The 24767-nt window shown below is 69.2% G+C and carries 20 protein-coding genes; 9 read left to right on the top strand and 11 right to left on the bottom strand.

Going from position 1 to position 24767, the window contains the following annotated elements; genetic code table 11:
• Positions 1–13: 13 nt before the first annotated feature.
• Positions 14–232: a hypothetical protein gene (locus tag B7K20_RS07185; protein ID WP_084101841.1), complete on the bottom strand. Its 219-nt coding sequence runs from the start codon at positions 230–232 to the stop codon at positions 14–16.
• A 128-nt stretch (positions 233–360) separates the two neighbouring features.
• Positions 361–741: a helix-turn-helix domain-containing protein gene (locus tag B7K20_RS07190; protein ID WP_084101842.1), complete on the bottom strand. Its 381-nt coding sequence runs from the start codon at positions 739–741 to the stop codon at positions 361–363.
• A 112-nt stretch (positions 742–853) separates the two neighbouring features.
• On the opposite strand from B7K20_RS07190, the gene B7K20_RS07195 reads away from it, so the two are divergent.
• Positions 854–1708 carry an SDR family oxidoreductase gene (locus B7K20_RS07195; RefSeq protein ID WP_084101843.1) on the top strand — a complete coding sequence of 285 codons (855 nt, stop codon included), beginning with the start codon at positions 854–856 and terminating at the stop codon, positions 1706–1708.
• A gap of 162 nt (positions 1709–1870) precedes the next feature.
• Here B7K20_RS07195 and lysA read toward each other — a convergent pair whose 3' ends face one another.
• Together lysA and argS are read right to left on the bottom strand one after the other, a co-directional pair.
• Entirely contained in the window at positions 1871–3205 is a 1335-nt protein-coding gene (gene lysA, locus B7K20_RS07200) for a diaminopimelate decarboxylase (RefSeq protein ID WP_084101844.1), read from the bottom strand.
• Between the two features lie 5 nt (positions 3206–3210).
• The gene (argS, locus tag B7K20_RS07205; protein ID WP_084101845.1) at positions 3211–4887 is read right to left on the bottom strand and encodes an arginine--tRNA ligase; all 1677 of its coding nucleotides are present in this window, start codon (positions 4885–4887) and stop codon (positions 3211–3213) included.
• A gap of 102 nt (positions 4888–4989) precedes the next feature.
• On the opposite strand from argS, the gene B7K20_RS07210 reads away from it, so the two are divergent.
• Complete coding sequence (locus tag B7K20_RS07210) at positions 4990–5949, top strand: serine hydrolase (RefSeq protein ID WP_084101846.1); 960 nt, start codon at positions 4990–4992, stop codon at positions 5947–5949.
• Here the strand turns inward: B7K20_RS07210 and B7K20_RS07215 are convergent.
• The 3 genes from B7K20_RS07215 to B7K20_RS07225 all read right to left on the bottom strand — a co-directional run bounded on the left by B7K20_RS07215 (position 5946) and on the right by B7K20_RS07225 (position 8163).
• Entirely contained in the window at positions 5946–6704 is a 759-nt protein-coding gene (locus B7K20_RS07215) for an MBL fold metallo-hydrolase (RefSeq protein ID WP_084101847.1), read from the bottom strand. The two genes, B7K20_RS07210 and B7K20_RS07215, sit on opposite strands and share 4 nt — an antisense overlap.
• Before the next feature lie 8 nt (positions 6705–6712).
• The gene (locus B7K20_RS07220; RefSeq protein WP_084101848.1) at positions 6713–7045 is read right to left on the bottom strand and encodes a hypothetical protein; all 333 of its coding nucleotides are present in this window, start codon (positions 7043–7045) and stop codon (positions 6713–6715) included.
• A 104-nt stretch (positions 7046–7149) separates the two neighbouring features.
• Entirely contained in the window at positions 7150–8163 is a 1014-nt protein-coding gene (locus B7K20_RS07225; protein ID WP_084101849.1) for a LacI family DNA-binding transcriptional regulator, read from the bottom strand.
• 340 nt (positions 8164–8503) lie between these two features.
• On the opposite strand from B7K20_RS07225, the gene B7K20_RS07230 reads away from it, so the two are divergent.
• From B7K20_RS07230 to B7K20_RS07260, 7 genes are all read left to right on the top strand, one after another.
• Positions 8504–13363: a family 78 glycoside hydrolase catalytic domain gene (locus B7K20_RS07230; RefSeq protein ID WP_084101850.1), complete on the top strand. Its 4860-nt coding sequence runs from the start codon at positions 8504–8506 to the stop codon at positions 13361–13363.
• Between the two features lie 236 nt (positions 13364–13599).
• Positions 13600–14766 (top strand): L-rhamnose isomerase, encoded by a 1167-nt coding sequence (gene rhaI / locus B7K20_RS07235; RefSeq protein ID WP_084101851.1) that lies wholly within the window; start codon positions 13600–13602, stop codon positions 14764–14766.
• Between the two features lie 3 nt (positions 14767–14769).
• The gene (locus B7K20_RS07240) at positions 14770–15117 is read left to right on the top strand and encodes an L-rhamnose mutarotase (RefSeq protein WP_084101852.1); all 348 of its coding nucleotides are present in this window, start codon (positions 14770–14772) and stop codon (positions 15115–15117) included.
• The gene (locus B7K20_RS07245) at positions 15114–15947 is read left to right on the top strand and encodes an alpha/beta hydrolase fold domain-containing protein (RefSeq protein ID WP_084101853.1); all 834 of its coding nucleotides are present in this window, start codon (positions 15114–15116) and stop codon (positions 15945–15947) included. The genes B7K20_RS07240 and B7K20_RS07245 overlap by 4 nt, the downstream gene beginning before the upstream one ends.
• 18 nt (positions 15948–15965) lie before the next feature.
• Positions 15966–18002, top strand: coding sequence for a bifunctional rhamnulose-1-phosphate aldolase/short-chain dehydrogenase (locus tag B7K20_RS07250; RefSeq protein ID WP_084101854.1), 2037 nt, complete (start codon positions 15966–15968; stop codon positions 18000–18002).
• Complete coding sequence (locus tag B7K20_RS07255; RefSeq protein ID WP_084101855.1) at positions 17999–19462, top strand: rhamnulokinase family protein; 1464 nt, start codon at positions 17999–18001, stop codon at positions 19460–19462. Before B7K20_RS07250 ends, B7K20_RS07255 begins: the two co-directional genes overlap by 4 nt.
• Positions 19463–19464: 2 nt before the next feature.
• Positions 19465–20748 carry an alpha-hydroxy acid oxidase gene (locus B7K20_RS07260; RefSeq protein ID WP_084101909.1) on the top strand — a complete coding sequence of 428 codons (1284 nt, stop codon included), beginning with the start codon at positions 19465–19467 and terminating at the stop codon, positions 20746–20748.
• A gap of 57 nt (positions 20749–20805) precedes the next feature.
• Here the strand turns inward: B7K20_RS07260 and B7K20_RS07265 are convergent, their stop codons facing one another.
• The 4 genes from B7K20_RS07265 to B7K20_RS07280 form a co-directional block, all read right to left on the bottom strand.
• Entirely contained in the window at positions 20806–21276 is a 471-nt protein-coding gene (locus B7K20_RS07265) for a hypothetical protein (RefSeq protein ID WP_084101856.1), read from the bottom strand.
• A 339-nt stretch (positions 21277–21615) separates the two neighbouring features.
• The gene (locus B7K20_RS07270) at positions 21616–22719 is read right to left on the bottom strand and encodes a sugar kinase (RefSeq protein ID WP_084101857.1); all 1104 of its coding nucleotides are present in this window, start codon (positions 22717–22719) and stop codon (positions 21616–21618) included.
• Positions 22716–23354, bottom strand: coding sequence for a bifunctional 4-hydroxy-2-oxoglutarate aldolase/2-dehydro-3-deoxy-phosphogluconate aldolase (gene eda / locus B7K20_RS07275; RefSeq protein WP_084101858.1), 639 nt, complete (start codon positions 23352–23354; stop codon positions 22716–22718). The genes B7K20_RS07270 and eda overlap by 4 nt, the downstream gene beginning before the upstream one ends.
• The gene (locus B7K20_RS07280) at positions 23351–24724 is read right to left on the bottom strand and encodes a Gfo/Idh/MocA family protein (RefSeq protein ID WP_084101910.1); all 1374 of its coding nucleotides are present in this window, start codon (positions 24722–24724) and stop codon (positions 23351–23353) included. Before B7K20_RS07280 ends, eda begins: the two co-directional genes overlap by 4 nt.
• Positions 24725–24767: the final 43 nt, after the last annotated feature.

Raw genomic sequence — 24767 nt, forward strand, 5'->3', positions numbered from 1 at the left:
ACTCAGAAACTTCTCATTTAGGGCCGTATCCGGGATTGGCTGCCGCGGGTGGCACATCGAGACCGACTCCGTCGTCGAGATGGTCCTCGCGGGTCTCACCGTCGTCCGCGAGCGTGTCATCGTCGGGCATCACGCCCGCGCTGCCCTTCTCGCGCTCGGCCTCGACCTCGTCTGCGATCTCCTGCAGGGCCTCGGTGCCCGCATGGATCTCCTGCTCGGTGGGGTCTGACATGATCTCGCTCCCTCCGTCGGGTGGGCGGCGATTTACCGCCTCGGTCGCGTCAACACACGTGACGCGCGAGACCTTCCCTGCGGCCGATGCCGTGGCCGGCCCCCGCTGTCGCGTCGCCCCGGCAGGGTTCAGGATCCGTAGCGCTCCCGCGCCTCCTCGATCTGGGGCACGGCACCCTCGAGCAGATCGGCGAGGTCGCGTAGGCGCACGGCGACCTGCGCCCCCAGAGCCGTAAGTGCGTAGTCCACCCGGGGCGGGGACTCGGCATACGCAGTGCGCGTGATCATGCCGTCGCGCTCGAGGGTGCGCAGCGACTGCGCGAGCATCCGCTCGCTGACGCCGCTCACTCGCGCACGCAACTGTCCGAAGCGTTGCGTTCCCTCGCCCAGCGCGATAAGGATGAGGGACGGCCATTTGTCGGCGACGTCCTCGAAGGTCGACCGCGAGGTGCAGTCGCGCGCGAAGACATCGGCCACCAAGGCCTGATCCGGCGCGGAGTCGAGTGACATGCTCCCCAGGATACGTCCGAAACTGCGGAATAAGCAGTCACTTACGGAACGTTAGTGTAGGCGACTGACGTACGGACCAGCAGGTCCGCGCCCCCCTACGAAAGGAACCGTCATGACCACCTATGCCGTCACCGGTGCCAGCGGCCAACTGGGCCACCTCATCGTCGAGCACCTCCTCAGCCGCGGCGCCGCCGCCAGCGACATCGTCGCGATCGCTCGCACTACCGACAAGGTGGCGAACCTCGCCGAGCGCGGCGTCACCGTCCTTCACGGCGACTACGACGCGCCGGACACCCTCGACTCCGCACTCGAGGGCGTAGACCGCTTGGTCCTGGTCTCGGCCTCTGAACCCGGCAAGCGCCTGCCCCAGCACCAGGCCGTCATCGCCGCAGCCGAGAAGGCTGGCGTGAACCGCATCGTGTACACGTCGCTTCTCAAGGCGAGCGACACCTCGAACCCCCTCGCCCCCGAGCACGTGGCGACCGAGGAGGCCCTTGCGGCATCGTCCATCCCCGCGACTGTCCTGCGTAACTCCTGGTACCTCGAGAACTACACGGGTCAGATTCCCGGCTACCTCGCCCAGGGCGCGATCACCACAGCGACCGCCAACGCGCGCCTGTCGGCCGCGACGCGCAGCGACTACGCCGAGGCCGCCGCCGTCGCTCTCCTCCAGGACGCCGAGGGGGCGACCTACGAGTTGGGCGGCGATACCTTCACCATGACCAACCTCGCCGAGGCCATCACGACCGCGGCCAACACCGACGTGCGCCACCACCTGGTGAGCGTCGACGAGCTCGTGGGCGCCATGGTGCAGGGCGCGGGCATGGACGAGGACACGGCGCGCTTCTGGGCCAGCGTCGACGCCTCGATCGCCAAGGGCGAGCTCGAAACCGACTCGACGGATCTCGCCGACCTCATCGGCCACGAGCCCACGTCGATGCAGGACGCCGTGCGCGCCGCGCTCTGACACCGCCGGGGCTCGCGCCCGCCCGCACCGCGTCACGAAGTGACGGTCGCTGTGAGGACACGCCGGTTACGACCACGATCGGTCCGGCGTGTCGTCCAGACCACCGTCACTTTGTGACGCCGCGGCTTGCCGGGCCGCGGTGTGTGAGGCCGATGCGGGGATTCAGTCCCCCGCCACGTCCCAGCTGAGCAGGTCCTCGAGGGTGTCGCGGCGCACCAGCACCTTCGACTCGCCGTCGCGCACCGCCACCACCGCAGGGCGCAGCGCGGCGTTGTACGTCGACGCCATGGAGCGGCCATAGGCGCCGGTCGCCGCGACCGCGAGCAGGTCGCCGCGGCGCACGTCTTCGGGCAGGTCCACGTCGCGCACCACGATGTCGCCGCTCTCGCAGTGCTTCCCGACCACGCGCGACAGCGTCATGGGCGACGAGGACAGCCTCGAGGCGACCTCGGCGTGGTACTCCGCGCCGTACATGATGGTGCGCGGGTTGTCGCTCATGCCGCCGTCGACGGCGACGTACTGACGCGAGCCGCCGTCCTCCAGCTTGACGTCCTTGGTGATGCCCACCGTGTAGAGCGTGAGCCCGGCGGGCCCGGCGATCGCACGTCCGGGCTCGATCGAGAACCGCGGCCACGCGCCACCGATCGGGTCCATCACGGCCGCCACGGCATCGGCGATCTCGTAGGCGGCGACGGAAGGCTCGAGTGCCTCGGCATCGGCCGTATACGCGATCGCATACCCACCGCCAAGGTCGACCTCGGGGAGGTCGGCGCCGGTGTCCGCGGTGAAGGCGGCACGCAGGCGCAGCATGCGGTCAGCGGACTCGCGGAACGCCGCGACGGACAGGATCTGGCTGCCGATGTGGGTGTGGATGCCCAGCAGCTTCAGGCCCGGGGCGTCGTGGCACGCGAGCAGCGCGTCGTAGGCGGCGCCGGACGCGAGCGACAGGCCGAACTTCTGGTCCTCGTGGCTGGTCGCGATGTACTCGTGCCCGCCCGCGTGCACGCCGGTCGTGACGCGCACCATCACCGGTGCGATCACTCCCATCTCTCGCGCGAGGGCGTCGAGCACCTCGATCTCCGTGAATGAGTCGACGATGATGCGGCCCACGCCCACGGACAGCGCGCGGCGCAACTCATCCTCAGCCTTGTTGTTGCCGTGCAGGCCGATGTGCTCGGGCGGCATGCCGCCGCGCAGCGCGATCTCGAGCTCGCCGCGGGACGCGACGTCGAGGCACAGGTCCTCCTCGCGCATCCAGCCGGCCACCTGCGAGGCCAGAAACGCCTTGCCCGCGTAGTACACGTCGACCTTGGCGCGGTGGCGGCCGAACGCGGCCGTGAAGTGGTCGCGGAAGGCGGCCGCGCGGGCGCGGAAGTCCGCCTCGTCCACCACGTACAGGGGCGTGCCGTGCTCGTCCGCGAGGTCGCGCACGTCGATGCCCCCCACGCTCAGCGCGCCGTCGTCACCGCGGGCGACGGACGAGGACCAGACCGCCATCCGCGTCACATCCGCTCGGGCGCGGAGACGCCCAGCAGGTGAAGGCCGTTGCGCAGCACCTGCTGCGCGGCATCGTTCAGCCACAGGCGCGTGCGGTGCAGGTCGGTGACCTCCTCCTCGCCCTGCGGGGTCACGCGGGTGCGGTCGTACCAGCCGTGATACGTCGACGCGAGCTCCTCGAGGTAGCGGGCCACGCGGTGCTGCTCGCGGAACTCGACGGCCTGCGTGACGATACGCGGGAACTCACCGAGCACGCCCAGCAGTTTCGAGTCCCACTCGTGCTCCAGCTGGGCGGCGTCGAAGCCGTCCTCGCGTGCAATGCCGTACTCGGCAGCGTTGCGCTGCACGCCGCATGTGCGGGCGTGGGCGTACTGGACGTAGAACACCGGGTTCGCGTTGGTCTTCGACGCCAGCAGGTCCAGGTCGATGTCGATCGACGAGTCCGCGGAGGAGCGCGCAAGCGAGTAGCGCGCGGCATCCACGCCCACGGCGTCGACGAGGTCCTCCATCGTCACGACGGTGCCGGCACGCTTGGACATGCGCACAGGCTCGCCGTCCTTCACGAGGTTCACCAACTGGCCGATGATGACTTCGACCAGGTCGGGCGAGTAGCCCAGCGCGGCCGCGGCGGCCTTGAGGCGCGCGATGTAGCCGTGGTGGTCCGCGCCCAGCAGGTAGATGCACAGGTCGGCGCCGCGCTCGGCCTTGTCACGGATGTAGGCGATGTCGCCCGCGATGTACGCGGCGTTGCCGTCGGACTTGATGACCACGCGGTCCTTCTCGTCGCCGTGGTCGGAGCTGCGCAGCCACCACGCGCCGTCGGCCTCGTACAGCGCGCCGGACTCCTTGAGTTCCTTCAGAGCGTGCTCGACCTTGCCCGACTCGTGCAGCGAGTCCTCGTGAAAGTACACGTCGAACTCGACGCCAAAGTCCTTCAGCGAGTTCTTAATCTCGTTGAACATGAGGCGCACGCCGCGCACGCGGAAGAACTCGATCGCCTCATCACGGGGCAGCTCGAGCGGGTCGGTGTCGCCGTTCTCCATGGCCTCGACCATGACCTCGTTGGCGATGTCCTGGATGTAGTCGCCGCCGTAGCCGTTCTCGGGGGCGTCCTCGCCCGCGACGACGGCGTAGAGAGAGCCGGCGAAGTTGTCGATCTGGCTGCCGTGGTCGTTGAAGTAATACTCGCGGGTCACCATCGCGCCGTGGAACTCGAGCAGGCGCGCGAGCGAGTCACCCACGGCGGCCCAGCGGGCGCCGCCCAGGTGCACGGGTCCGGTCGGGTTGGCGGAGACGAACTCGAGGTTCACGGACGTGCCGGTCAGCGACTCGCCGCGGCCGTAGTCCGCGCCGTACTCGACGATGCCGCGCGCGAGTTCGCCCGCGGCGCCGGCGGCCAGGCGGATGTTGATGAAGCCGGGTCCTGCCACCTCGGCGGCGTCGATGCCGTCGATCTCGGCCAGGCACTCGACGAGCGTGTCGGCAAACTCACGCGGGTTGGTGCCGGCCTTCTTGGCCAGCTGCATCGCGATGTTGGTCGACCAGTCGCCGTGCTCGCGCTGGCGCGGACGCTCCACGCGGATGTCCTCGGGGACATCAAACGGGGACAGCTGGAAGTCGCTGTCGTCGATGCCCTGCAGCAGGGCGGCACGAATCTGGGCGGCAAGTTCCTCGGGAGTCACCCCGCGAGTCTATCGGCGCACACACCCTGCTGCCCTCCTGGGTAGTCTCGCTCACGGACGGCCGATGCCATGGCCGGGTGCCGTACGGACAAGGGAGTCGCGATGGGGTTCGAGGAGGCGCTGGGCTGGGCGCGCACGCAGGTCGAGACGGGCGCGGTTCCCGGCGGGGTGTTGGGACTCGTGACCGCCGAGGGCGCGGTCGAGCTCGACGCCGTCGGCGACGCCGCCCCCGGTGACGCCTATCCCCTGTTCTCCATCACCAAGGCGCTCGTCGGACTCACCGTGGGGCGCCTGATCGAGGCCGGCTCGCTCTCGCTCGACGATCGATTGGCCGATGCCGTGGCCGGCTTTGGCTCCGACCGCCCCGACGAGGTGCGGCTGCGCCACCTCGTCTCGCACATGGCCGGGATCCCCGAGCCCGCGCTCGACTTCGCGGGCGACCTCGACGAGGCACTGCTCGCGCCGGGCCGCGACTTCGAGGCCGGCACGGTGTCGCGCTACTCGTCGATCGGTTATCAGGGCGTGGTGCGCATGATCGAGCACGCGACGGGCCGGGCGTGGGAGGACGAGCTCGCCGCCACCCTCACGCCGGTGGGCGCCACCGGGGTGACGATGGAGACCGACTCCTCGACGCATCGGCCGGTCTTACGCGGTGACGCCGCGCTCGACTGGGACGCCTTCGCGCGGCTGCGCCACCCCGGTGCGGGCGCGGTGGCGACCGCGGAGGACTTGCTTGCCGCAGGCCGCTCGCTGCTGGCCGACGACGGCCTCCTTGTCTCGCCCGCGACGCTCGCGCTGATGCGCACGTCGCTCACGGAGAGCGTCACCACCATTGACCCGTACCCGCCCGAGCGCGGCTGCGAGTGGGGCGTCACCTTCTGCCTGCGCAGGAGCGTGTCGGGGCTCGTCGCGGCCGACGGCTACGGTCACGCGGGCTGGGCGGGCACCGAGTTCTGGGTGCACCCCGAACGCGGCGTCGCGTTCGTGTGGCTCACCAACGTCGCGGGCGCGGAGGGCGAGGGGATGGATCCCATTGCCCTGGCCAACGCCGTCTTGTCCTAGGGGACCAGGCGGGTCTCGCCGCGCGCAAGCAGCGTGACGCGGTCGCTCGCGCCGGCCTGGGCCACCGCCGCGACGAAGTCCTCGCGCGGCTGGGTGAAGTGCGCCCAGTCGTCGATGTGGGCCGGGATGAGGGCGGCGCGCGGCCAGCGCGACGCGATCTCGAGGGTGCGTTCAGCATCGGCCGTCAGCATCATGTCGTTCAGGCGCGGCGAGCGCGCGGCGCCGGCGAAGATGACCGCGACGTCCACGTCCGGGAAGCGGTCGGCGACCCTACCGGCCTTGCGCACCGACGAGTTGTCACCCGAGACGTAGAGCGTGGGCCAGCCCTCGGCCTCGAGGACGAAGCCCGTCACCTGGCCCGCGAGGTGCTTGATCACGGACGGCCCGTGACGCGCGGGCACGGCCGTGATGGTGACGGCCGTGTCGCCGCCAGGAATGATCGCCTGGTCCCAGCGCCGCATGCCCTGGGCCGCGGCGAGTCGCACGCCACCCTCGGGCGTGGTGAGAATGTGGCGGACCTCGTCGAGCATGGCGCGTCCCGAGACGTCGAGGTTGTCCTCGTGCTCGTCGTGGCTGAGGAGCACCACGTCGATGTGGCCCACCTCCTCCCGCGTGAGGGCGGGGCCGGCGAGCTTGGTGAGGTTGCCGACGGGACCTGGCTCGTCGAACGTCGGGTCGGTGACGAGGCGCAGCCCGGCGTACTCGATGAGCACGGTGGGTCCGCCGATGAGGGTGAGCTGCGCCTGCGCCGTCATGGCGCTAGTCAAGCACCTCTGCGCACCTCGACGGCCTCAACCTGGCACTGCACGGGGAACGACTCGGCGCATGCCCCCGTCCATACGCTGATCGCGTCGCCCTCCATGATGTCCGCGGCGCTATCAACGGCACCGCCGACCGCCACCTCGGGGCCCAGTACAAAGGTGGTGCCCTCGAAATACTCGTAGCCGGGCGCCGTCCCGAACGACACCCGTGTCGTGTCCCCCTCGGTGACCACGGCATCGGCCGCCCCGACGGCCTCGGGCTCGCGCTCGGGCAGGGTCGAGCCGCATCCGGCGAGGACCAGGGAGACGCCGGCGACGGCGAGCAATCGCTTCATCCCCACAGTGTGAACCGGATCGGCATCCAATACCCGGCGTGTCGCCCCATTCTTGGCGGTGGCCCCGGCGTGTCGAGCCGCGATCCGGTTCAAAGTGTCTGACGTCAGGAGGGCTGGGTGGAGGCGCGGGCCACGAGTTCGGGCTGGAACACCACGTGGTCGCGGGTGGCGCCCTCGACGGCCTCGCGCTCCGCGAGCAGCAGCTCCACAGCCGTGGTGCCGATGGCGCGGCGAGGCTGGCGGACCGACGTAATGGGAACCACCGCTGCCGCTGCGAACGAGATGTCGTCGTAGCCCACCAGGGCGACGTCGCCGGGAATCGACACGGGGTGGGGCCCCGACAGCAGCGCCTGCTGGACTCCGATCGCCAGCAGATCGTTGGCGGCGAAGACCGCGTCGATCTCGCCCGCGGCGACCATGTCGCGCACCTGAGCCCCCACGCGCATGCCTTCCTCAAGCGTGAGCGCCTCGGTGTCGAGGCGCACCATCGAGGAGCCGTCCACCTTGGCGATCGCGAGGTCGGCGCCGGCATAACGGTCGGCGACCTGATGGATGGAATGCGGGCCCCCCACGAAGGCGAGGCGGCGGCGCCCGCCCTCGAGGAGGTGCTCGGCCGCCATGCGGCCCCCAGCAACGTCGTCGACGGCGACCGAGGCGACCGAGGCATCGGCCGTCGAACGGTCCACGAGCACCACGGGGATGCCGTGCTCGCGTAGTCGCGCCACGGAGTCCCCCGCATCCGCGGTGGGCACCAGCAGGACGCCGGCGACGCGCTGGGTCTCGAACTGCTCGAGGTGCTTGCGCTCACGTGCGCCGGACTCGTCCGAGTTGGCGAGGGTGACGGTGAGCCCGGCCTCCTCGGCGCGGGCCTCGGCGCCGCGCGCGACGTCCGTGAAGAAGGGGTTGGAGACATCGAGCACTACGAGGGCGAGGGTCGTGGACTGACCCGCACGCAACTGGCGCGCGGCGGCGTTGGGGACGTAGCCGAGCTCGGCGATCGCCTCCCGCACGCGCTCCACCGTGGTGGCCTTGACCTGGTCGGGACGGTTGAGCACGTTGGACACGGTGCCCACGGACACCCCCGCCCGCTGCGCGACCTCCCGCACACTGACTGCCATCGCTTCCACCCTCTCGTCCCGCAACCCATGAATCGTTACACACGGTCACGCACCAGCGGGGACGCTCGCGGGGGTCGACCCGCGCGACGGCCCCGTTGCCGCCGTCGACGCACGCACCCCGCCAACTGGTCGGAAAGCGCTATCCGTTGACTCCAACGTAGCAGGAGACAGCCCTCCTCCAGGAGCCGAGGCGGGGCCAGGCTCGCTGTCGCGAGCTCCCTATCCCGCGACAGGAGCAGGGAGGTCCGCTACGTTGGCCCCACAGGCACCGGTTTCTCGCGCGTCGACAGCATGGTCGTCGCGCTTTCGTATCACCGCAATCTCGCTGAGGAGACTCGTGATGAACGTCGCCCGCACCCTGCCCACGATTCCTCGCAGTGCGATAGCGGCCCTCACGGCCCTCGCCATCGCACTCACGACCCTCGTGGTGGCGGCACCCGCCAGCAGCGGCGCCGACCAGCCGGGGGCACCGGTGAACGGCACAGCGAGCTTCCTCGAGTCCCCCATGACGGTGGACCCACAAAGCCCGCCGACCTTTCGGTGGCAACTGCCCGACGACAGCCCGCAGACCGCTTACCAGGTGACAGTCTCCGCGGCCCCGAGCGACGACATCGCCTGGGACTCGGGCAAGGTTGAGGGCAGCGTCTCGGAGGCGACCTACGCGGGTGGGACGCTGGACGAGTCGCAGCGATACGCGTGGCGGGTCCGGACGTGGAACGACGACGACATCGCCTCCGCGTGGTCGACGCCCGCCACCTTCGGCACCTCCCCCGACGGTGACTGGTCGGACGCGCAGACCATTTGGGCGGCCGGACCCCAGACGTGGGGTGGCGACTTCGACCTCAGGTTCCGCGCTCAATTCGTCCAGAAGCACGTCACGGTCGCCTTTCGCGCCGAAAACGGCGACAACTTCTACCTGTGGCAGTTCCGCGGCGACGGCGTGAACGAGCTCGCGGTCCACCGGAAGGTCGACGGCGACTCGGCGCCCGCGGTGCTGAAGACCGCACCCTTGGGCGTCTCCATTGCCAATGGCGACGATGCCCCGTACTACACCATTCGCCTAGTCGCCGAAGGCAACCGCATCAGCACCTACCTCGACGGAGAACTCGTCGACCGGACCGTCGACGACACCTTCTCGAGTGGAGGGTTCGGCTTCTATAGCGGCGGCACAGAGTCGTACCGGATTGACGATGTCCTCATGACGAACCTCGGCGGAGACGTCCTGTACGACAACTCCTTCGACGACACGGCCTACAACGACTTTGGGTGCGGCGAGCTCACCGGCTCCGAGCTCTACATCCCCAACGCGCAACGCGCGGGCTGCGTCTACTACGGACCGTGGAGCGACTACGACGTCGACTTCGACCTCACCATCGCGGAAGTGGCCGTAGGCGTCATGTTCCGAGGGCAGGACGGCAGCAACAATCTGATGTGGCAGATTCGCGGCGACAACTCGCGGATCGTCCCCCACACGAGGGTCAACGGCTCGTTCACCGCACTCAGCCACGCCACGGTAAGCCCGGCCATCGGCATCGGCACGACCAACCACGTGAAGGTAGCCGCCCGCGGCAACGATTTCACCACGTACATCAATGGGGTTGAGGTCGACAAGCGCACGGTAGCCGCTCCGGCGCTGGGCTCGATCGGCTTCCGTACCGGACGGACCGAGAGTGGCACGGTCTCCAACATCACCGTCACCACTCCCCACGGCGACGAGGTGTATCGCGCCGACCCCCAGGAGCGACCTCGGGACTTCCCTTGCCTTCCCGTGAACGCCAACGGGGATGGCTTCACCGTTCCACGGAGTGCGGACTGCCTCCGCGCCGACAGCAACGCCGAGGCCTCGGACTGGGCTTTCTTGCGCACCGAATTCGACGTGGCCGACAAGCCCGTTGCGTGGGCCACGCTCTACGCGACAGCAAGTTCAACCTCGCCCGCGCGCCAATACGTGCATCGTGTCCTTCTGAACGGCGAGTTCGTTGGCATTGGCCCCGCCTTTCCCGTGGACGACGAGCACCGCTTCGACGGCTGGGACGTCACCACCGAGGTGCGCTCCGGGGAGACAAACGCGATCGGCGTCATCGCCCACGCCACATCTGGAAGGCAGTTCCTCGCCACGTTGGTGGTCGGATACGAGGACGGCACTCGCTCGCGCACGAACACCTCGACCGAGTGGACGAGCCTACCCGAGCCTACGGAGGTGTATCCGGATGCGGGCTCGGTCGGCACCCAGTACTTCTCCGCGCCGGTGGAAAACCTACAGGCGGGCGCGTACCCGTTTGGGTTTGCGCAAGCCGGTTTCGATGACACCGGCTGGGACGAGGCTGACGCCCGCCCTGCGCTCGTCGACTTGGCGGGCTCGTCCACCGCCAATGTCGTCGAGGAGCTCCACGCGCCGGAACGCATCGTTGAAAAGGCTCCGGGCCATTACTTCATCGACTTTGGACGCACGTGGATTGGTGGCGTTCGCCTCGATTTGGACGGTGGAACAGGCCAGACGGTCGAGATTCGCTATGGCGAAGAGCTCACGGACCGCACCACCACCGCGAACACCGTCCGCTGGCAGATGCGCACCGGCAACAATTTCCGTGACCGGTACACGTTGGCCGGCAACGGTGAATCGCTGCAGAACTGGGGATTCCGAGTCTTCCGATACGTCGAGATCATCGGCGCACCGGAGCCGATCACGGAGGACACGATCGCGGCCGCCGCGCTCGTCTACCCCATGAGCGACGACGCAGCCTTCTCGGCAGACGACAGCAGTCTTGAACAGGTCTGGGAGCTGTCGCGGCACACCATCGACTCCCAGAACCTCAACGCGTATGCCGACTCGTGGACGCGCGAACGCGCCCCCTACGAGGCCGATGCGTTCATCCAGCTCCAATCCCACATCTACCTCGATGCGGACCCCACTCTCGCCGAGTACTCGATGGACTACCTGCTGAGCCGCAGGACCTGGCCTACCGAGTGGCCGATGTACCTCATCTTGGGCGCACACGAACTGTGGCAGTCCACCGGCAGCGCGGCATTCATCGAGGACAATTACGACCAACTCGTCAGCAGGCTTCCCGCGCAGTACCTCGAGGAGTCGACGGGCCTGATAAGAAAGACATCCGGCTCCAACGGATGCAACAGCCAGACCGACTGCGACATCGTCGACTGGCCGACGTCCGAGCGTGACGGATACCAGTTCCGTCAGTACAACACGGTGGTCAACGCTCTCGCTTACCGCAGCTACAGCGACATGGCGGACATGGCGCAAGCGACCGGCCGGGACAGCGATGCAGCGTCGTTCACCTCGATCGCGGAGCGCATGCGCGACGCCATGAACGAATACCTCTACGACGAGGACTTCGGCGCGTACGACGACGGTATGGATGGTTCTCGCACACGTACGGGCCACCACGCGATTCACGCGAGCGTGTTCGCCCAGGCATTTGGTGTCACCCCTGAGGCCGAACGCGAACGAGTAGGGACTTACCTCGCCGACAGGGGCATGCAGTGCAGCGTGTACTGTGCACCGTTCCTCCTTCAGGCCCTGTACGACGGCAATCAAGGCGACGCAGCGTTTGACCTGCTCACGTCTACCGGACAGCGCAGTTGGATGAACATGATCGCCTTGGGAGCCGGCGCGACGATGGAAGCGTGGGACCCCGCTCTCAAGTCGAACACGACCTTCTCGCACCCGTGGGCTTCCTCCCCCGCCTTCATGATCCCTCGAGGCGTGTTCGGCATCCGCAGCATCGATCCCGGTTATTCGACGTTCTCCGTGAAGATCCAGCCGGGTTCGCTCACCGAGTCCGCCGTGACCGTGCCGACCGTTCGGGGTGAGATTCGCGCGGCATTCGCGACCGAAGCCGACGAGATGCTTCTTGGGCTTCATGTCCCTGAAGGAAGCACCGCTCACGTGTCGGTCCCCGTAGCGTCAGGTGAGATCGAACGGCTCTATGTCGACAACGTGGCGGTCGACGTCGAGGTCGACAACGGCTACGCGGTCATCAACACCGTGGACTCCGGGTGTCACGTCATCTCCTCGGACAGGGTGGCCGATGCGGCTTCCGTAGCCGCCGCCTGCCCGGCGGGGTTTGACGTCGACACAACGGCTCCGACCGTCGCGATGTCCATCGACGGCCCCGCGGCCGATCCCTGGATTTCGGGCGATGCCACGATCCTTCTTGAAGGCCAAGACGACGAATCCGGAGTCGCCGCCGTCGAATACCGTGTCGACGGCAACACGTGGGCGTCCTACTCGGCGCCGCTGGCGCTCGAGGAGGGACTTCACACCGTCGAGGCACGCGCCACGGACCATGCCGGCAACGTGTCACCGACGGTCGAACGGGAAGTCGGCGTTGACGCGAGCAGCCCCACCACGACCGCTACGACGCAACGCCAAGCGCTCACATCAGCGGGTACTAGCCCCGTGGAGGTCACCCTGGAAGCCCGCGACGAACTCAGCGGCCCAGCGACCACGCAATACCGCATAAGCGATGGCGAGGCCCTCGCCTACGACGGACCCTTCATCGTGACAGACCCGGGAACTCATGACGTGGACTTCTGGTCCGTGGACGCAGTGGGCAACACCGAGGACGAGCAGACGCTGCGCTTCTACGTTGACGGCTCGACTGCGGCGCCCGCACGCGGCACCCTTTCCGCCGACGAGGGCTGGGACACGGGGCTCTCCGACGGATCGTTCGTCGTCACCATGAATCTGTGGTGGGGCATGAACGCCACCGAGTTCGACCTCTACCAAGACGACGCGCTGGTCGCCACAGTCCCCCTCGACTGGGGCGGCCGCGATGCACAGTCAGCAACGCATGAGATCGAGGGACTGCCGAATGGGGCATACACATTCCATGCCGTCCTTCGCAACGCGAGCGGCGAGTCAACGACAGCTCCGTTGACGGTCTCCGTCGCCAATGCGGCCCCTGGCACACCGACCCTCAGCCACGACAATCACGACCGCGACGGCAACTACACCGTGACGGCCAACCTCTGGTGGGGCACTAACGCCACCGCTTACCGCTTCTTTGAGGACGGGGAACTCGTCGAGGAGGGCACCCTCGAGGCTGCCACACCATCAGCTCAGCATGCCGCAGTGACAGTCGCCGATCGTGAGCCCGGCACCCACCTCTACAACGTCGAGTTCGAAAATGCTGCTGGCATCACCTCCAGCAAGACACTCAAAGTGGTGGTGAAGTAGGTCGCCACACCATGTGCTGGCGGTAAGTCGTAACGGCCATCGGCGACGCACCGACGCGACACGGTGGAAAGCGCTATCCGTCTGTGACACGATAACAGGACGCGCAGTGCGGCGCGGCGGGCTCCCCCGTGTTGACACGGGGCGCGCCGGGTCGTACTGTCGGCAGAGTTGAAACGATTCACAACGGCGACAAGGCGACCACGCCCCTCGCCCCGGCAGGACAGGACGACGACGTCATGACTGATTTCGCGAGCATCGCCCCGCGTCTCGAGGAGCAAGCCATCGAGCTTCCCTCGTGGGCCTTCGGCAACTCCGGCACACGGTTCAGGGTGTTCACCACCCCAGGCACCCCACGCGACCCCTTCGAGAAGATCTCCGACGCCGCCCAGGTGCACAAGGTCACGGGCCTCGCCCCCACCGTCGCCCTGCACATCCCGTGGGACAAGGTCGACGACTACAGCGCGCTCGCCGCCCACGCCAAGAACGAGGGCGTCGCGCTCGGCACCATCAACTCGAACACGTTCCAGGACGCCGACTACAAGCTCGGCTCCCTCGCCCACCGTGATGACCGCATCCGCCGCAAGGCCATCGATCACCACCTCGAGTGCATCGACATCATGGACGAGACGGGATCACGCGACCTCAAGATCTGGCTCGCGGACGGCACCAACTACGCCGGCCAGGACGACATGCGCGGGCGTCAGGACCGCATGCACGAGGCGCTCCAAGAGATCTATGCGCGTATCGGCGAGCACCAGCGCCTGGTGCTCGAGTACAAGATCTTCGAGCCGGCGTTCTATCACATGGACGTGCCGGACTGGGGCACCAGTTACGCGCAGGTGGCGGCGCTCGGCGAGCGAGCGACCGTGTGCTTGGACACCGGCCACCACGCCCCCAGCACCAACATCGAGTTCATCGTGATGCAGTTGCTGCGCCTGGGCCGGCTGGGCTCGTTCGACTTCAACAGCCGCAACTACGCGGACGACGACCTGATCGTGGGCGCCGCCGACCCGTTCCAGCTGTTCCGCATCATCGTCGAGGTCATCCGCGGCGGCGGCTACGGCAAGGACGGCGACACCGCGTTCATGCTCGACCAGTGCCACAACATCGAGGACAAGATCCCCGGCCAGATCCGCTCGGTCTTGAACGTCCAGGAGATGACGGCGCGCGCGCTGCTGGTGGACCGCGAGGCGCTCACCGCCGCCCAGATCGAGGGCGACGTGCTCAAGGCCAACGGCATCCTCATGGACGCGTTCTATACCGATGTCCGTGCCGACCTGGCCGCCTGGCGCGAGTCCCGCGGCCTGCCCGCCGACCCGATGCGGGCCTTCGCCGACTCGGGCTACCTCGCCCGCGCCGCCGAGGAGCGCGTGGGTGGGACCCAGGCCGGCTGGGGCGCCTGAGCGATGCCCCGCATCTGCTTCACGCTCCAGGTGGACCCGGCGCGGCTCGACGAGTATGTCGAGGCGCACCGGGCCGTCTGGCCCGAGATGCTCGAGGCCATCCGCGACGCGGGCCGGCGCGACTACTCGCTGTTCCTGTCCCCCACCGGGCTCCTGGTGGGCGTCTACGAGACCGATGACGACGCCGCCTCGGCCGCGGCCCTCGGCGCGGACCCGCGCACGGCGCGCTGGGAGCAGACCATGGCGCCGTTCTTCGTCTCCCTCGACGGCGACCGCCCCGACCAGGGCGCGCCGCAGTTGCCCGAGGTCTTCCACCTCGAGACCCAGCTGAACGAGGCGGGCCTCGCGTGACCGCCGCCACGCTCACCGTCGAGGACGTCCGCATCGACGGCGCCGTCCCGGCCCGCCTCTATCGACCGGCCGATGCCGTGGTGGGCTCTCGCGGCATCGTCTGGTGTCACGGGGGCGGCTTTGTCCACGGCGACCTGGACATGCCGGAGGCCGATGCCGTGGCGCGCCGCTTCGCGGGCGCCGGTCACGTGGTGCTGTCGGTCGACTATCGGCTGGTCACCGCCGCCGGTGAGCAGCGATTTCCCGCCGCGCACGAGGACGTCCTCGCCGCGGTGGCGTGGATGGCCGCGAGCGCCGCGGGCCTCGGCGTCGACGCAGGCGCCCTGGTGCTGGGCGGCGCGAGCGCGGGTGGCAACATCGCCGCGGGCGTCGCGCTGCGACTGGCGCGCGAGGCCGCCCAGACCGGCGCCACCAAGCCCACGGACCTGTACCTGGCCTACCCCGTCACCCACGCGAGCCTGCCGAGCGCGAGCCCGGAAGCGGCATCGGCCGTCGTCAAGGCCCCCGAGGGCCGGCGGTTCCGCCCCTCCAAGGTCGCCGCGATGAACCTGCACTACGTAGGCGACGCCGCACTGCTGGCCGACCCGTACGCGTTCCCCGGCGGTCATGACCTCACGGGCATGCCGCGCACGCTCATCATCGATGGCGACGCCGACGACCTCAGGGCCATGGGCGAGACGTTTGCCGCGGAACTGGCCGCCGCGGGCGCGGACGTCACCTATGCCGTCGAGCCGGGCACCACGCACGGCCACCTCAACCACCCCGAGCTCCCCCACGCGGAGCGCACCCTCACGACCGTCCTCGCCTGGCTCGCAGGCGAGACCCGCTGACTACCTCGAAGGACGATCATGACGAACCCCGTCGCCCATGACCTCATCACCCGCTCCAACCGCCTGGGCTCCAACCCCAAGAACACCAACTACGCGGGCGGCAACACGTCCGCGAAGGGCTCCGAGACCGACCCCGTGACGGGCGAGTCCACCGAGCTGCTGTGGGTCAAGGGCTCCGGCGGCGACCTGGGCACGCTCAAGGAGTCCGGCCTCGCGGTGCTGCGCCTAGACCGCATGCGCGCGCTCGTGGACGTCTACCCCGGCATCGAGCGCGAGGACGAGATGGTCGCGGCGTTCGACTACTGCCTGCACGGCAAGGGTGGCGCGGCGCCGTCGATCGACACCGCCATGCACGGCCTGGTCGACGCGAGCCACGTCGACCACCTGCACCCCGACTCGGGCATCGCGATCGCGACCGCCGCGGACGGGGAGTCGCTGACCCGCGAGATCTTCGGCGACGCCGTGGTGTGGGTGCCGTGGCGCCGCCCGGGCTTCCAGCTGGGCCTCGACATCGCGGAGATCAAGGAGGCCAACCCGCAGGCGATCGGCTGCATCCTGGGCGGCCACGGCATCACGGCGTGGGGCGACACGTCCGACGAGTGCGAGGAGCGCTCGCAGCACATCATCGACACCGCCGCCGCGTACATCGAGGCGAACGGGAAGGCCGAGCCGTTCGGGGCGTCACTCGAGGGTTACGGTGCCTTGGCGGCCAACGAGCGCCGCGCCAAGGCCGCCGCGTTGGCCCCCACGATCCGTGGCATCGCCTCGACCGACAAGCCCATGGTGGGCCACTTCACCGACGCGGACGTGGTGCTCGACTTCCTGTCGCGCGCCGAACACCCGCGCCTGGCGTCGCTCGGCACGTCCTGCCCCGACCACTTCCTGCGCACCAAGGTCAAGCCGATGGTGCTCGACCTTCCCGCCGACGCCTCGGTCGAGGACGCCAAGGCTCGGCTGAAGGAGCTGCACGAGGCCTACCGCGCGGACTACCAGGCCTACTACGAGGCGCACGCCGATGAGCGCTCCCCCGCGATCCGCGGCGCGGACCCGCTCATCGTGCTGGTGCCCGGCGTGGGCATGTTCTCCTTCGGCGCGAACAAGCAGACCGCGCGCGTGGCCGGCGAGTTCTACATCAACGCCATCAACGTCATGCGCGGCGCCGAGTCGCTGTCCACCTACACGCCCATCTCCGACGCGGAAAAATTCCGCATCGAGTACTGGGCGCTCGAGGAGGCCAAACTCCAGCGCATGCCCAAGCCGAAGAGCCACGCCACCCGCGTCGCGTTCGTCACGGGCGCCGCGTCCGGCATCGGCAAGGCCATCGCGACCCGCCTCGCGGCCGAGGGCGCATGCGTGGTCATCGCCGACCTCGACCTCGACAAGGCGGTCGCGGCGGCGGCAGAACTGGGCTCCACGGACGTCGCGGTGGGCGTCCAGATTGACGTGAGCAAGGCCGATGCCGTGGCCGCGGCCATCGACGAGGCCGTCCTCGCGTTCGGCGGAGTGGACCTCATTGTCAACAACGCGGGCCTGTCGCTGTCAAAGCCACTGCTCGAGACCACCGAGCGCGACTGGGACCTCCAGCACGACGTCATGGCGAAGGGATCGTTCCTGGTCTCGCAGGCCGCGGCGCGCGTGATGATTGACCAGGAGATGGGCGGTGACGTGCTTTACATCGCCTCCAAGAACTCGGTGTTCGCCGGCCCCAACAACATCGCGTACTCCGCGACCAAGGCGGACCAGGCCCACCAGGTGCGCCTGCTCGCGGTGGAACTGGGGCAGTTCGGCATCAAGGTCAACGGCATCAACCCCGACGGCGTGGTGCGCGGCTCCGGCATCTTCGCCGGCGGCTGGGGAGCCAACCGCGCCAAGACCTACGGCATCGACGAGGAGAACCTCGGCGAGTTCTACGCCCAGCGCACGATTTTGAAGCGCGAGGTGCTCCCCGAGCACGTCGCGAACGCGGCAGCCGTCCTCACGGGCCCCGACATGACCCACACGACCGGCCTGCACGTGCCGGTGGACGCGGGCGTGGCGGCGGCATTCCTGCGATGACGGGGGCTTCCACCCGGGCTGGCGGCGTGGTCGGCGGCGCCGTCGCCGTCGCCGCCGTCGACCTGGGTGCCACGAGCGGCCGGGTCATGGTGGGCCACGTGGGCCGGGACGCACTTCGCCTGCGCCAACTGGCGCGCTTCCCCAACGGCCCCGTGGCCCTCCCCGACGGCCTGCACTGGGACGCCCAGGCGCTCTATCGCGCGGCGCTGTCGGGACTGCGCGACGCGCACGCCTGGGAGCCAGGCATCGCCTCGGTGGGCATCGACTCGTGGGCCGTGGACTACGCGCTGCTGCGCGGCGGCCGGACGCTCGGCGAACCGTTTCACTACCGCGACGCGCGCTGCGACGCGGGGGTAGAGGCCGTGCATGCGCGCGTGGGCTTCCCCAGCCTCTACGCGCGCAATGGTCTGCAGTTCCTGCCCTTCAACACCGCGTACCAGCTGGCGGCGGAGGACCCCGCGGTGCTGGGGCTTGCCGACCGCATGCTGCTGGTGCCCGACCTGCTGGCGTATTGGATGACGGGCCGGCAGGTCGCGGAACGCACCAACGCCTCCACGACGGGGCTGCTCGACGTCGCCGCGCGCGAGTGGGACCTGTCCCTGGTGGAGGCCCTCGGCCTCCCCGCCGGCCTGCTCGCGGACCTCGTCTCCCCCGGCGACCGCATCGGCCCCCTGCTGCCGTCCGTCGCCGAGGCGACCGGGCTAGAGACCATCACCCCGGTGACGGCCGTGGGAAGCCACGACACGGCATCGGCCGTCCTGGCGACGCCCATGCGCGAGACCGGCGGCGCCTACATCTCCTGCGGCACGTGGGGCCTGGTGGGCGTCGAGACCGAGGCGCCCGTGCTGACCGACGCGGCGCGCGAGGCGAACTTCACCAACGAGGGCGGCGTCGATGGCCGCACGCGGTTCCTGCACAACGTCATGGGCCTGTGGCTGCTGAGCGAGACCATCCGGACGTGGGAGCGCGCGGGCGAGAGCGTGAACCTCGAGCGACTGCTCGCCGAGGCCGCCGCGGTGGGCGGCGACGTCGCCGTGTTCGACGCGAACGACGATGTCTTCATGGCGCCGGGCGACATGCCGGCACGGGTTTCCTCGTGGCTCGCGGAGCGCGCTCTGCCGGTCCCGTCGTCGAAGGCCGAGATGGCCCGCTGCATCATCGAGTCGCTCGCGGTGGCGTTCGCCGATGCCGTGGCCGAGGCCTCGCGGCTGTCCGGCCAGGCCGTCGACACCATCCACCTGACCGGCGGCGGCTCGCTCAACGAGCTGCTGTGCCAGCGCACGGCGGACAGGTCCGGCCTGCCCGTCGTGGCGGGCCCCGTCGAGGCGACCGCGCTGGGCAACGTGCTGGTCCAGGCGCGCTCGCTCGGCGCGACCGGTGAGAGCATCGAATCCCTGCGCGACCTCGTAGCGCGCACCCAAAACGTCCGCACGCACGAGCCTCAGGGAGGCACCCGATGAAGATGGAGCGACGCGTCCCGCGTCCCGCCGACCTGGCCCCGCTGATGCGGTTCAAGGGCTTCGAACCCAACGGCCGCGCCCGGCGCCTGGCCAAGGCACACCGGATCGAGGACCTGCGCGCCATCGCGAAGCGCCGCACCCCCAAGGGCGCGTTCGACTACACCGACGGCGCCGCGGAGTTCGAGCTGTCGCTGGGCCGCGCCCGCCAGGCCTTCCGCGACATCGAGTTCCACCCCGCGATCCTTCGCGACGTGTCCTCCGTGGACACGTCGGTGGAGATCCTGGGCGGTGTGTCCGCGCTGCCTTTCGGCATCGCGCCCACCGGCTTCACGCGCATGATGCACGCCGAGGGCGAGCGCGCCGGGGCCTCTGCCGCGGGCGCGGCCGGCATCCCGTTCTCGCTGTCGACGGTGGGCACCACCTCGCCCGAGGGCGTGCGCGAGGCCAACCCCGACGGCCGCAACTGGTTCCAGCTGTACATGCAGAAGGACCGGGACAAGTCGATGTCGCTGGTCTCCCGCGCCGCGGAGGCCGGCTTCGACACTCTGCTCGTCACCGTGGACGTGCCCGTGGCCGGGGCTCGCCTGCGCGACTCGTACAACGGGTTCACGATCCCCCCGCAACTCACGCCCGCGACGGTGCTGAACGCCATCCCGCGCCCCGAGTGGTGGTGGAACTTCCTCACCACCGAGCCGCTCACGTTTGCGTCGTTGTCCGAATGGAACGGCACCATCGGCGAGCTGCTCAACGCGCTGTTCGACCCCACCGTCGACTTCGATGACCTCGCGTGGATCCGTGACCAGTGGCCCGGCAAGGTGGTCGTCAAGGGCATCCAGACGGTCGACGACGCTCGCCGCGTCATGGATCTCGGTGTGGACGGGATTGTGCTGTCGAATCACGGCGGGCGCCAGCTGGACCGCGCGCCTGTGCCGTTCCACCTGCTCCCGTCGGTGCGGTCCGCTGTGGGTCCCGACGCCACGATCATCCTCGACACCGGCATCATGTCGGGGGCCGATGTCGTGGCCGCCCTGGCGATGGGCGCCGACTTCACGCTCGTGGGCCGCGCCTACCTGTACGGCTTGATGGCGGGCGGACGCGAGGGCGTGGACCGCACCATCGAAATCCTGCGCACCGAGATTGTGCGCACCATGAAGCTCCTGGGAGTGGCATCCGTGGCCGAGCTCGACCCCGGCCACGTCACCCAGCTGCGCTCGCTCGCCCCGTGGACCCCAGCCTCTCCTTCGGGGGCTCTCAGGGCGCCGGCGAAGAAGCGCGCCGCGTCCTAGGGGGAGGAAGCGAAAGGGGCCCGCGACGGCGGGCCCCTTTCGTCTGTCTGGTGTGAGTTACGCGGCGGGAAGCTCGCGTGCCACGGTCAGGCCGTCGCCCTCGAAGGTCTGGAAGTGCGACGAGTCGGTCGTGGTGATCGTGTAGCCGTCGGCCTCGAGCAGCGCGGTGTCGGCCGAGTCGGCCTCGCGCACGGCCAGGTCGGCCTCCTGGTCCTCGGCGGTGTCGTAGATCGCGAGGGTGGTCTCGACGGTGCCATCGCCGTCCACGTCGCAGGTGTACTCCCACGCGGCGACGACGTCCTCGCCTGCGACCTTGCCGCCGGCCCAGGTGCCACCGAAGGTCTCGCAGCCAGTGAGCGTCTTGACGTCGGCAACGACGTCGCCCACGTTGACGCTCTGCTCGGCTGCCGGGCTGGTCGACGCGGTCGGGCTCGACTCGGCCTCGCTCGCCGGGGCGCACCCCGCGAGAAGGACGGCGCCGAAGCCTGCAACGGCCAGTGCGGAGACGGTGGAGCGGGAAAAGAGCATGGGTGATCCTCGTATCGATGCGGGTGAGGCCGGGTGAGCCTCTTCTATTGCACCGCCTTCCAGGGCGCTTGGTGTGCGCCGTTGGTCCCGTGCGTCGCCTGTGCGTGGCATGTCGACGCCGTGCTGGCGGGCCAAAAGATTCTAGACCCGGGCACGAGCGCACTCCGCCGCGCGCTGAGCCGCCGCCCGTGTCACGAAGTGACGGTCTTCCGCCCGACACTCCGGTACGCGGCGTGCCTGAGCCGGCGTGTCGCTCAGATCACCGTCACTTCGTCACGGGTTTGCGCTCAGTTCAGGCGTTGCGACGGCCGATGTCGTCGCTGGCTTCGCGGTCCGGGTTTAGCGGTCGACGCGGGCGCCGCCTCCGGCGGCGAGTTTGTGGACTTCGGCTTTGGTGGCCATCGTGGTGTCGCCGGGGGTGGTCATGGCGAGGGCGCCGTGGGCGGCACCAAGGTCGACTGAGCGTTGCAGGGTTTCGCCCTCAAGCAGGCCGTGGATCAGGCCGGACGCGAAGGAGTCGCCGCCTCCCACACGGTCGAGGATCTCGAGCCCGTCCCTCTGGGTGGCGCGCACGACGCCGGAGTCCTTCGACCAGGCCAGGGCACCCCAGTCGTTGACCGTGGCGGACTTCACGCCACGCATGGTCGTGGCGATGACCTGGAAGTTCGGGAACGCCTCGGCGGCAGTGGTGATCATGGACTCGAAGCCGGCCACGTCCAGTTCAGCCAGGTTCTCGTCGACTCCAGGGACCCCGAATCCGAGGCTCGCGGTGAAGTCTTCCTCGTTACCGATCATGACGTCCACATGCGGGGCGATGGCCCGGTTGACTTCCTGGGCACGCTCCTTGCCACCGATCGCCTTCCACAAAGAAGGTCGATAGTTCAGGTCATACGAGACGACGGTGCCGTGGCGGTGGGCGGCCTCAACGGCGGCGATCACGGTCTCGGCGGCCGTGTCCGACAGGGCGGCATAGATGCCGCCGGTGTGAAGCCACCGCACGCCGAGCGTGCCGAAAAGATGATCGAAGTCCACATCCTCGGCCGACAGTTGACTGGCAGCCGTGTGACCGCGATCCGACACCCCGACCGCGCCGCGTACTCCGAACCCGCGCTCGGTGAAGTTCAGTCCGTTGCGCACCGACCGGCCGATACCGTCATACGACTTCCAGATGACGTTGCTGATGTCGACTCCGCCGGCCAGGATGAGGTTCGCCACGAGGTGGCCGACCTCGTTATCCGCCAACGCCGTCACAATTCCCGTGCGATACCCGAACGCGCGGGCCAGGCCGCGTGACACGTTGTACTCGCCGCCACCCTCCCAGGCCGTGAACTGCCTGGCCGTGCGGATGCGACCCTCACCGGGGTCGAGCCTGAGCATCACCTCGCCTAGGGAGACCGCATCAAAGCGGCACTCGGATGCAGATTTGACATTGACCACGCTCATACGAGGGCCTCCTTGCCCGCCAGCGCGACGGCCTCGGCCGTCAACCGCTGCACCTCATCAAAATCACCGGCGGCGATCAGGCCCCTGGGCACCATCCACGAGCCACCCACCGCATGCACCGCCGGAATCGACAGATATTCGTGAAGGTTCTTCGGACCGATCCCACCCGTCGGCACAAACCGCACGTCCTTGAACGGCGCGGCCAGCGCCTTCACCGCCGCCGCACCGCCGCTGGTCGCGGCCGGGAAGAACTTCACCGTCGTCACACCCATGTCGAGGGCCGCCATCACCTCGGACGCGGTCACCGCACCCGGCAGAGCCAGCACCCCACGCTCGGCGCACCGCTCCACGACAGACCGCGACAGTCCAGGCGAGACCACATACGACGCCCCCGCATCGGCCGCCTCATCCACCTGAGAGGCCGTCAACACCGTCCCGGCACCCACGACCATGTCACCACGCGCAGCCATCACCCGGATCGACTCAGCCGCCGCCGCCGTACGAAACGTCACCTCCGCCACCGGCAAACCCCCGGCGACCAACGCATCGGCCACACCCGACGCATCCGACGCCGAATCCATCACCACCACCGGCACCAACCGGTGCTCGCCCAGGCGAGCCAGCACGTCGCTCACAGTTCCTCCCCCAGGTCGAGCGCGGCGATGTCGACCGGCTGGCCGGTGCGCAGCGACTGGTTACCGGCGATGCCGACCGACACGGCGCGCAGGCCGTCGCGGTACCCGGCGGCGCGGCGCAGCGGGTCCTCGCCGATGAGCAGGTCGCGGCGGAAGACCTCCATCAGGAGGATCGCGTCGCCTCCGCCGTGGCCGCCGATGCCCGCGGGAATCTCGACCTCGACAGGAGCCTCCCAGTGCCGCTGGACCACCAGGCGGTCACCCTCGGGGCGCAGTGACTGGGTGGCGACGCCCTCGGGCGTCGCAGACGGGTCGAGCGTGACGTGCCCGTCCTCGTCGGCAATCACCGCGCCGCGCTCGATGACCTCCAGCTCCGCGCGCCCTTCCGTGCCGTTCACCGTCACCCGGTAGCCCTCCCAGGGCGCGTGGGCGTTGAGCGAATAGGTCATGACGGCGCCCGAGCGGTAGTCGACGACGAGTGCGAGGTTGTCCTCGATATCGATGCCGTCGTCGAACACGTCGCGGTCGCGGATGTAGCCGTCGTGGTGCTCGGACTTGAGGTAGAGCTCCTCGAGACGCGGGTCGTCGCGCAGGTCCAGCGAGAAGGGGTCACCCTCGGCACCGGTGCCTCGCGACGGGCGCTCGCCCAGGCCGCGAGCGCGGGCGTTGTCGCCACCGTAGAACTTGAGCCCGCCGCGGGCGTATACGCGCTCGGGGACGTCACCCAGCCACCAGTTCACCAGGTCAAAGTGGTGGGAGGACTTATGGATGAGCAGCCCGCCCGAGTTGGCCTTGTTGCGGTGCCAGCGGCGGAAGTAGTCGGCGCCGTGCACGGTGTCGAGCGCCCATTCAAAATGCACCGACGTGACGCGACCGATCCGGCCGGAAGCGATGACCTCCCGCAGCGTCGAGTTGCGCGGCGCGTAGCGGTAGTTGAACGTCATGACGAGGTCGCGGCCCGTGTCCGCGACGGCGGACGTGATGGTCTGGCAGCCCTCGGCCGTCGTGGTGAGCGGCTTTTCGACCACCACGTTCGCGCCCGCGCGCATGGCCCGGTCCACCATCTCGGCGTGGGTCGCGTCGATGGTGGTGACGATGACGGTGTCGACCGCCTGCTCGGCGATCATCGCTTCAAGGCCGTCCGCGTCGTAGCGCGGCAGTCCCGCGGGCCCGTCGCCGGTGCAAGCGCCGGCCACGCCGTCGTAGTACTCGATGCGACCGGGGTTGCGGTCCAGCCAGGCGACGATCTGGGCGACGTCCGCATGGTCGCCCGTGATCGCATCCACGTACATGCCGGCGCGGTGGCCGGTGCCGATGACGGCGTAGCGCGTGCGCGGACGGTCGGGGCTCGGCTCGGCGAAGACCGGCATCACGAGCGGGCTGGGACCGCCGGCGGGCTCGCGGCGCGGCGGG

This window comes from Demequina sp. NBRC 110051, assembly GCF_002090055.1.
GTDB lineage: Bacteria > Actinomycetota > Actinomycetes > Actinomycetales > Demequinaceae > Demequina.

Coding starts and splice junctions, on each gene's coding strand:
- B7K20_RS07210 (WP_084101846.1), top strand. CDS start 4,990: ATGGGGTTCGAGGAGGCGCTGGGCTGGGCGCGCACGCAGGTCGAGACG.
- B7K20_RS07240 (WP_084101852.1), top strand. CDS start 14,770: ATGCCCCGCATCTGCTTCACGCTCCAGGTGGACCCGGCGCGGCTCGAC.
- B7K20_RS07190 (WP_084101842.1), bottom strand. CDS start 741: ATGTCACTCGACTCCGCGCCGGATCAGGCCTTGGTGGCCGATGTCTTC.
- rhaI (WP_084101851.1), top strand. CDS start 13,600: ATGACTGATTTCGCGAGCATCGCCCCGCGTCTCGAGGAGCAAGCCATC.
- B7K20_RS07215 (WP_084101847.1), bottom strand. CDS start 6,704: ATGACGGCGCAGGCGCAGCTCACCCTCATCGGCGGACCCACCGTGCTC.
- B7K20_RS07185 (WP_084101841.1), bottom strand. CDS start 232: ATGTCAGACCCCACCGAGCAGGAGATCCATGCGGGCACCGAGGCCCTG.
- B7K20_RS07225 (WP_084101849.1), bottom strand. CDS start 8,163: ATGGCAGTCAGTGTGCGGGAGGTCGCGCAGCGGGCGGGGGTGTCCGTG.
- B7K20_RS07230 (WP_084101850.1), top strand. CDS start 8,504: ATGAACGTCGCCCGCACCCTGCCCACGATTCCTCGCAGTGCGATAGCG.
- B7K20_RS07250 (WP_084101854.1), top strand. CDS start 15,966: ATGACGAACCCCGTCGCCCATGACCTCATCACCCGCTCCAACCGCCTG.
- B7K20_RS07195 (WP_084101843.1), top strand. CDS start 854: ATGACCACCTATGCCGTCACCGGTGCCAGCGGCCAACTGGGCCACCTC.
- B7K20_RS07270 (WP_084101857.1), bottom strand. CDS start 22,719: ATGAGCGTGGTCAATGTCAAATCTGCATCCGAGTGCCGCTTTGATGCG.
- B7K20_RS07265 (WP_084101856.1), bottom strand. CDS start 21,276: ATGCTCTTTTCCCGCTCCACCGTCTCCGCACTGGCCGTTGCAGGCTTC.
- B7K20_RS07260 (WP_084101909.1), top strand. CDS start 19,465: ATGGAGCGACGCGTCCCGCGTCCCGCCGACCTGGCCCCGCTGATGCGG.
- B7K20_RS07255 (WP_084101855.1), top strand. CDS start 17,999: ATGACGGGGGCTTCCACCCGGGCTGGCGGCGTGGTCGGCGGCGCCGTC.
- lysA (WP_084101844.1), bottom strand. CDS start 3,205: ATGGCGGTCTGGTCCTCGTCCGTCGCCCGCGGTGACGACGGCGCGCTG.
- B7K20_RS07280 (WP_084101910.1), bottom strand. CDS start 24,724: ATGCCGGTCTTCGCCGAGCCGAGCCCCGACCGTCCGCGCACGCGCTAC.
- B7K20_RS07220 (WP_084101848.1), bottom strand. CDS start 7,045: ATGAAGCGATTGCTCGCCGTCGCCGGCGTCTCCCTGGTCCTCGCCGGA.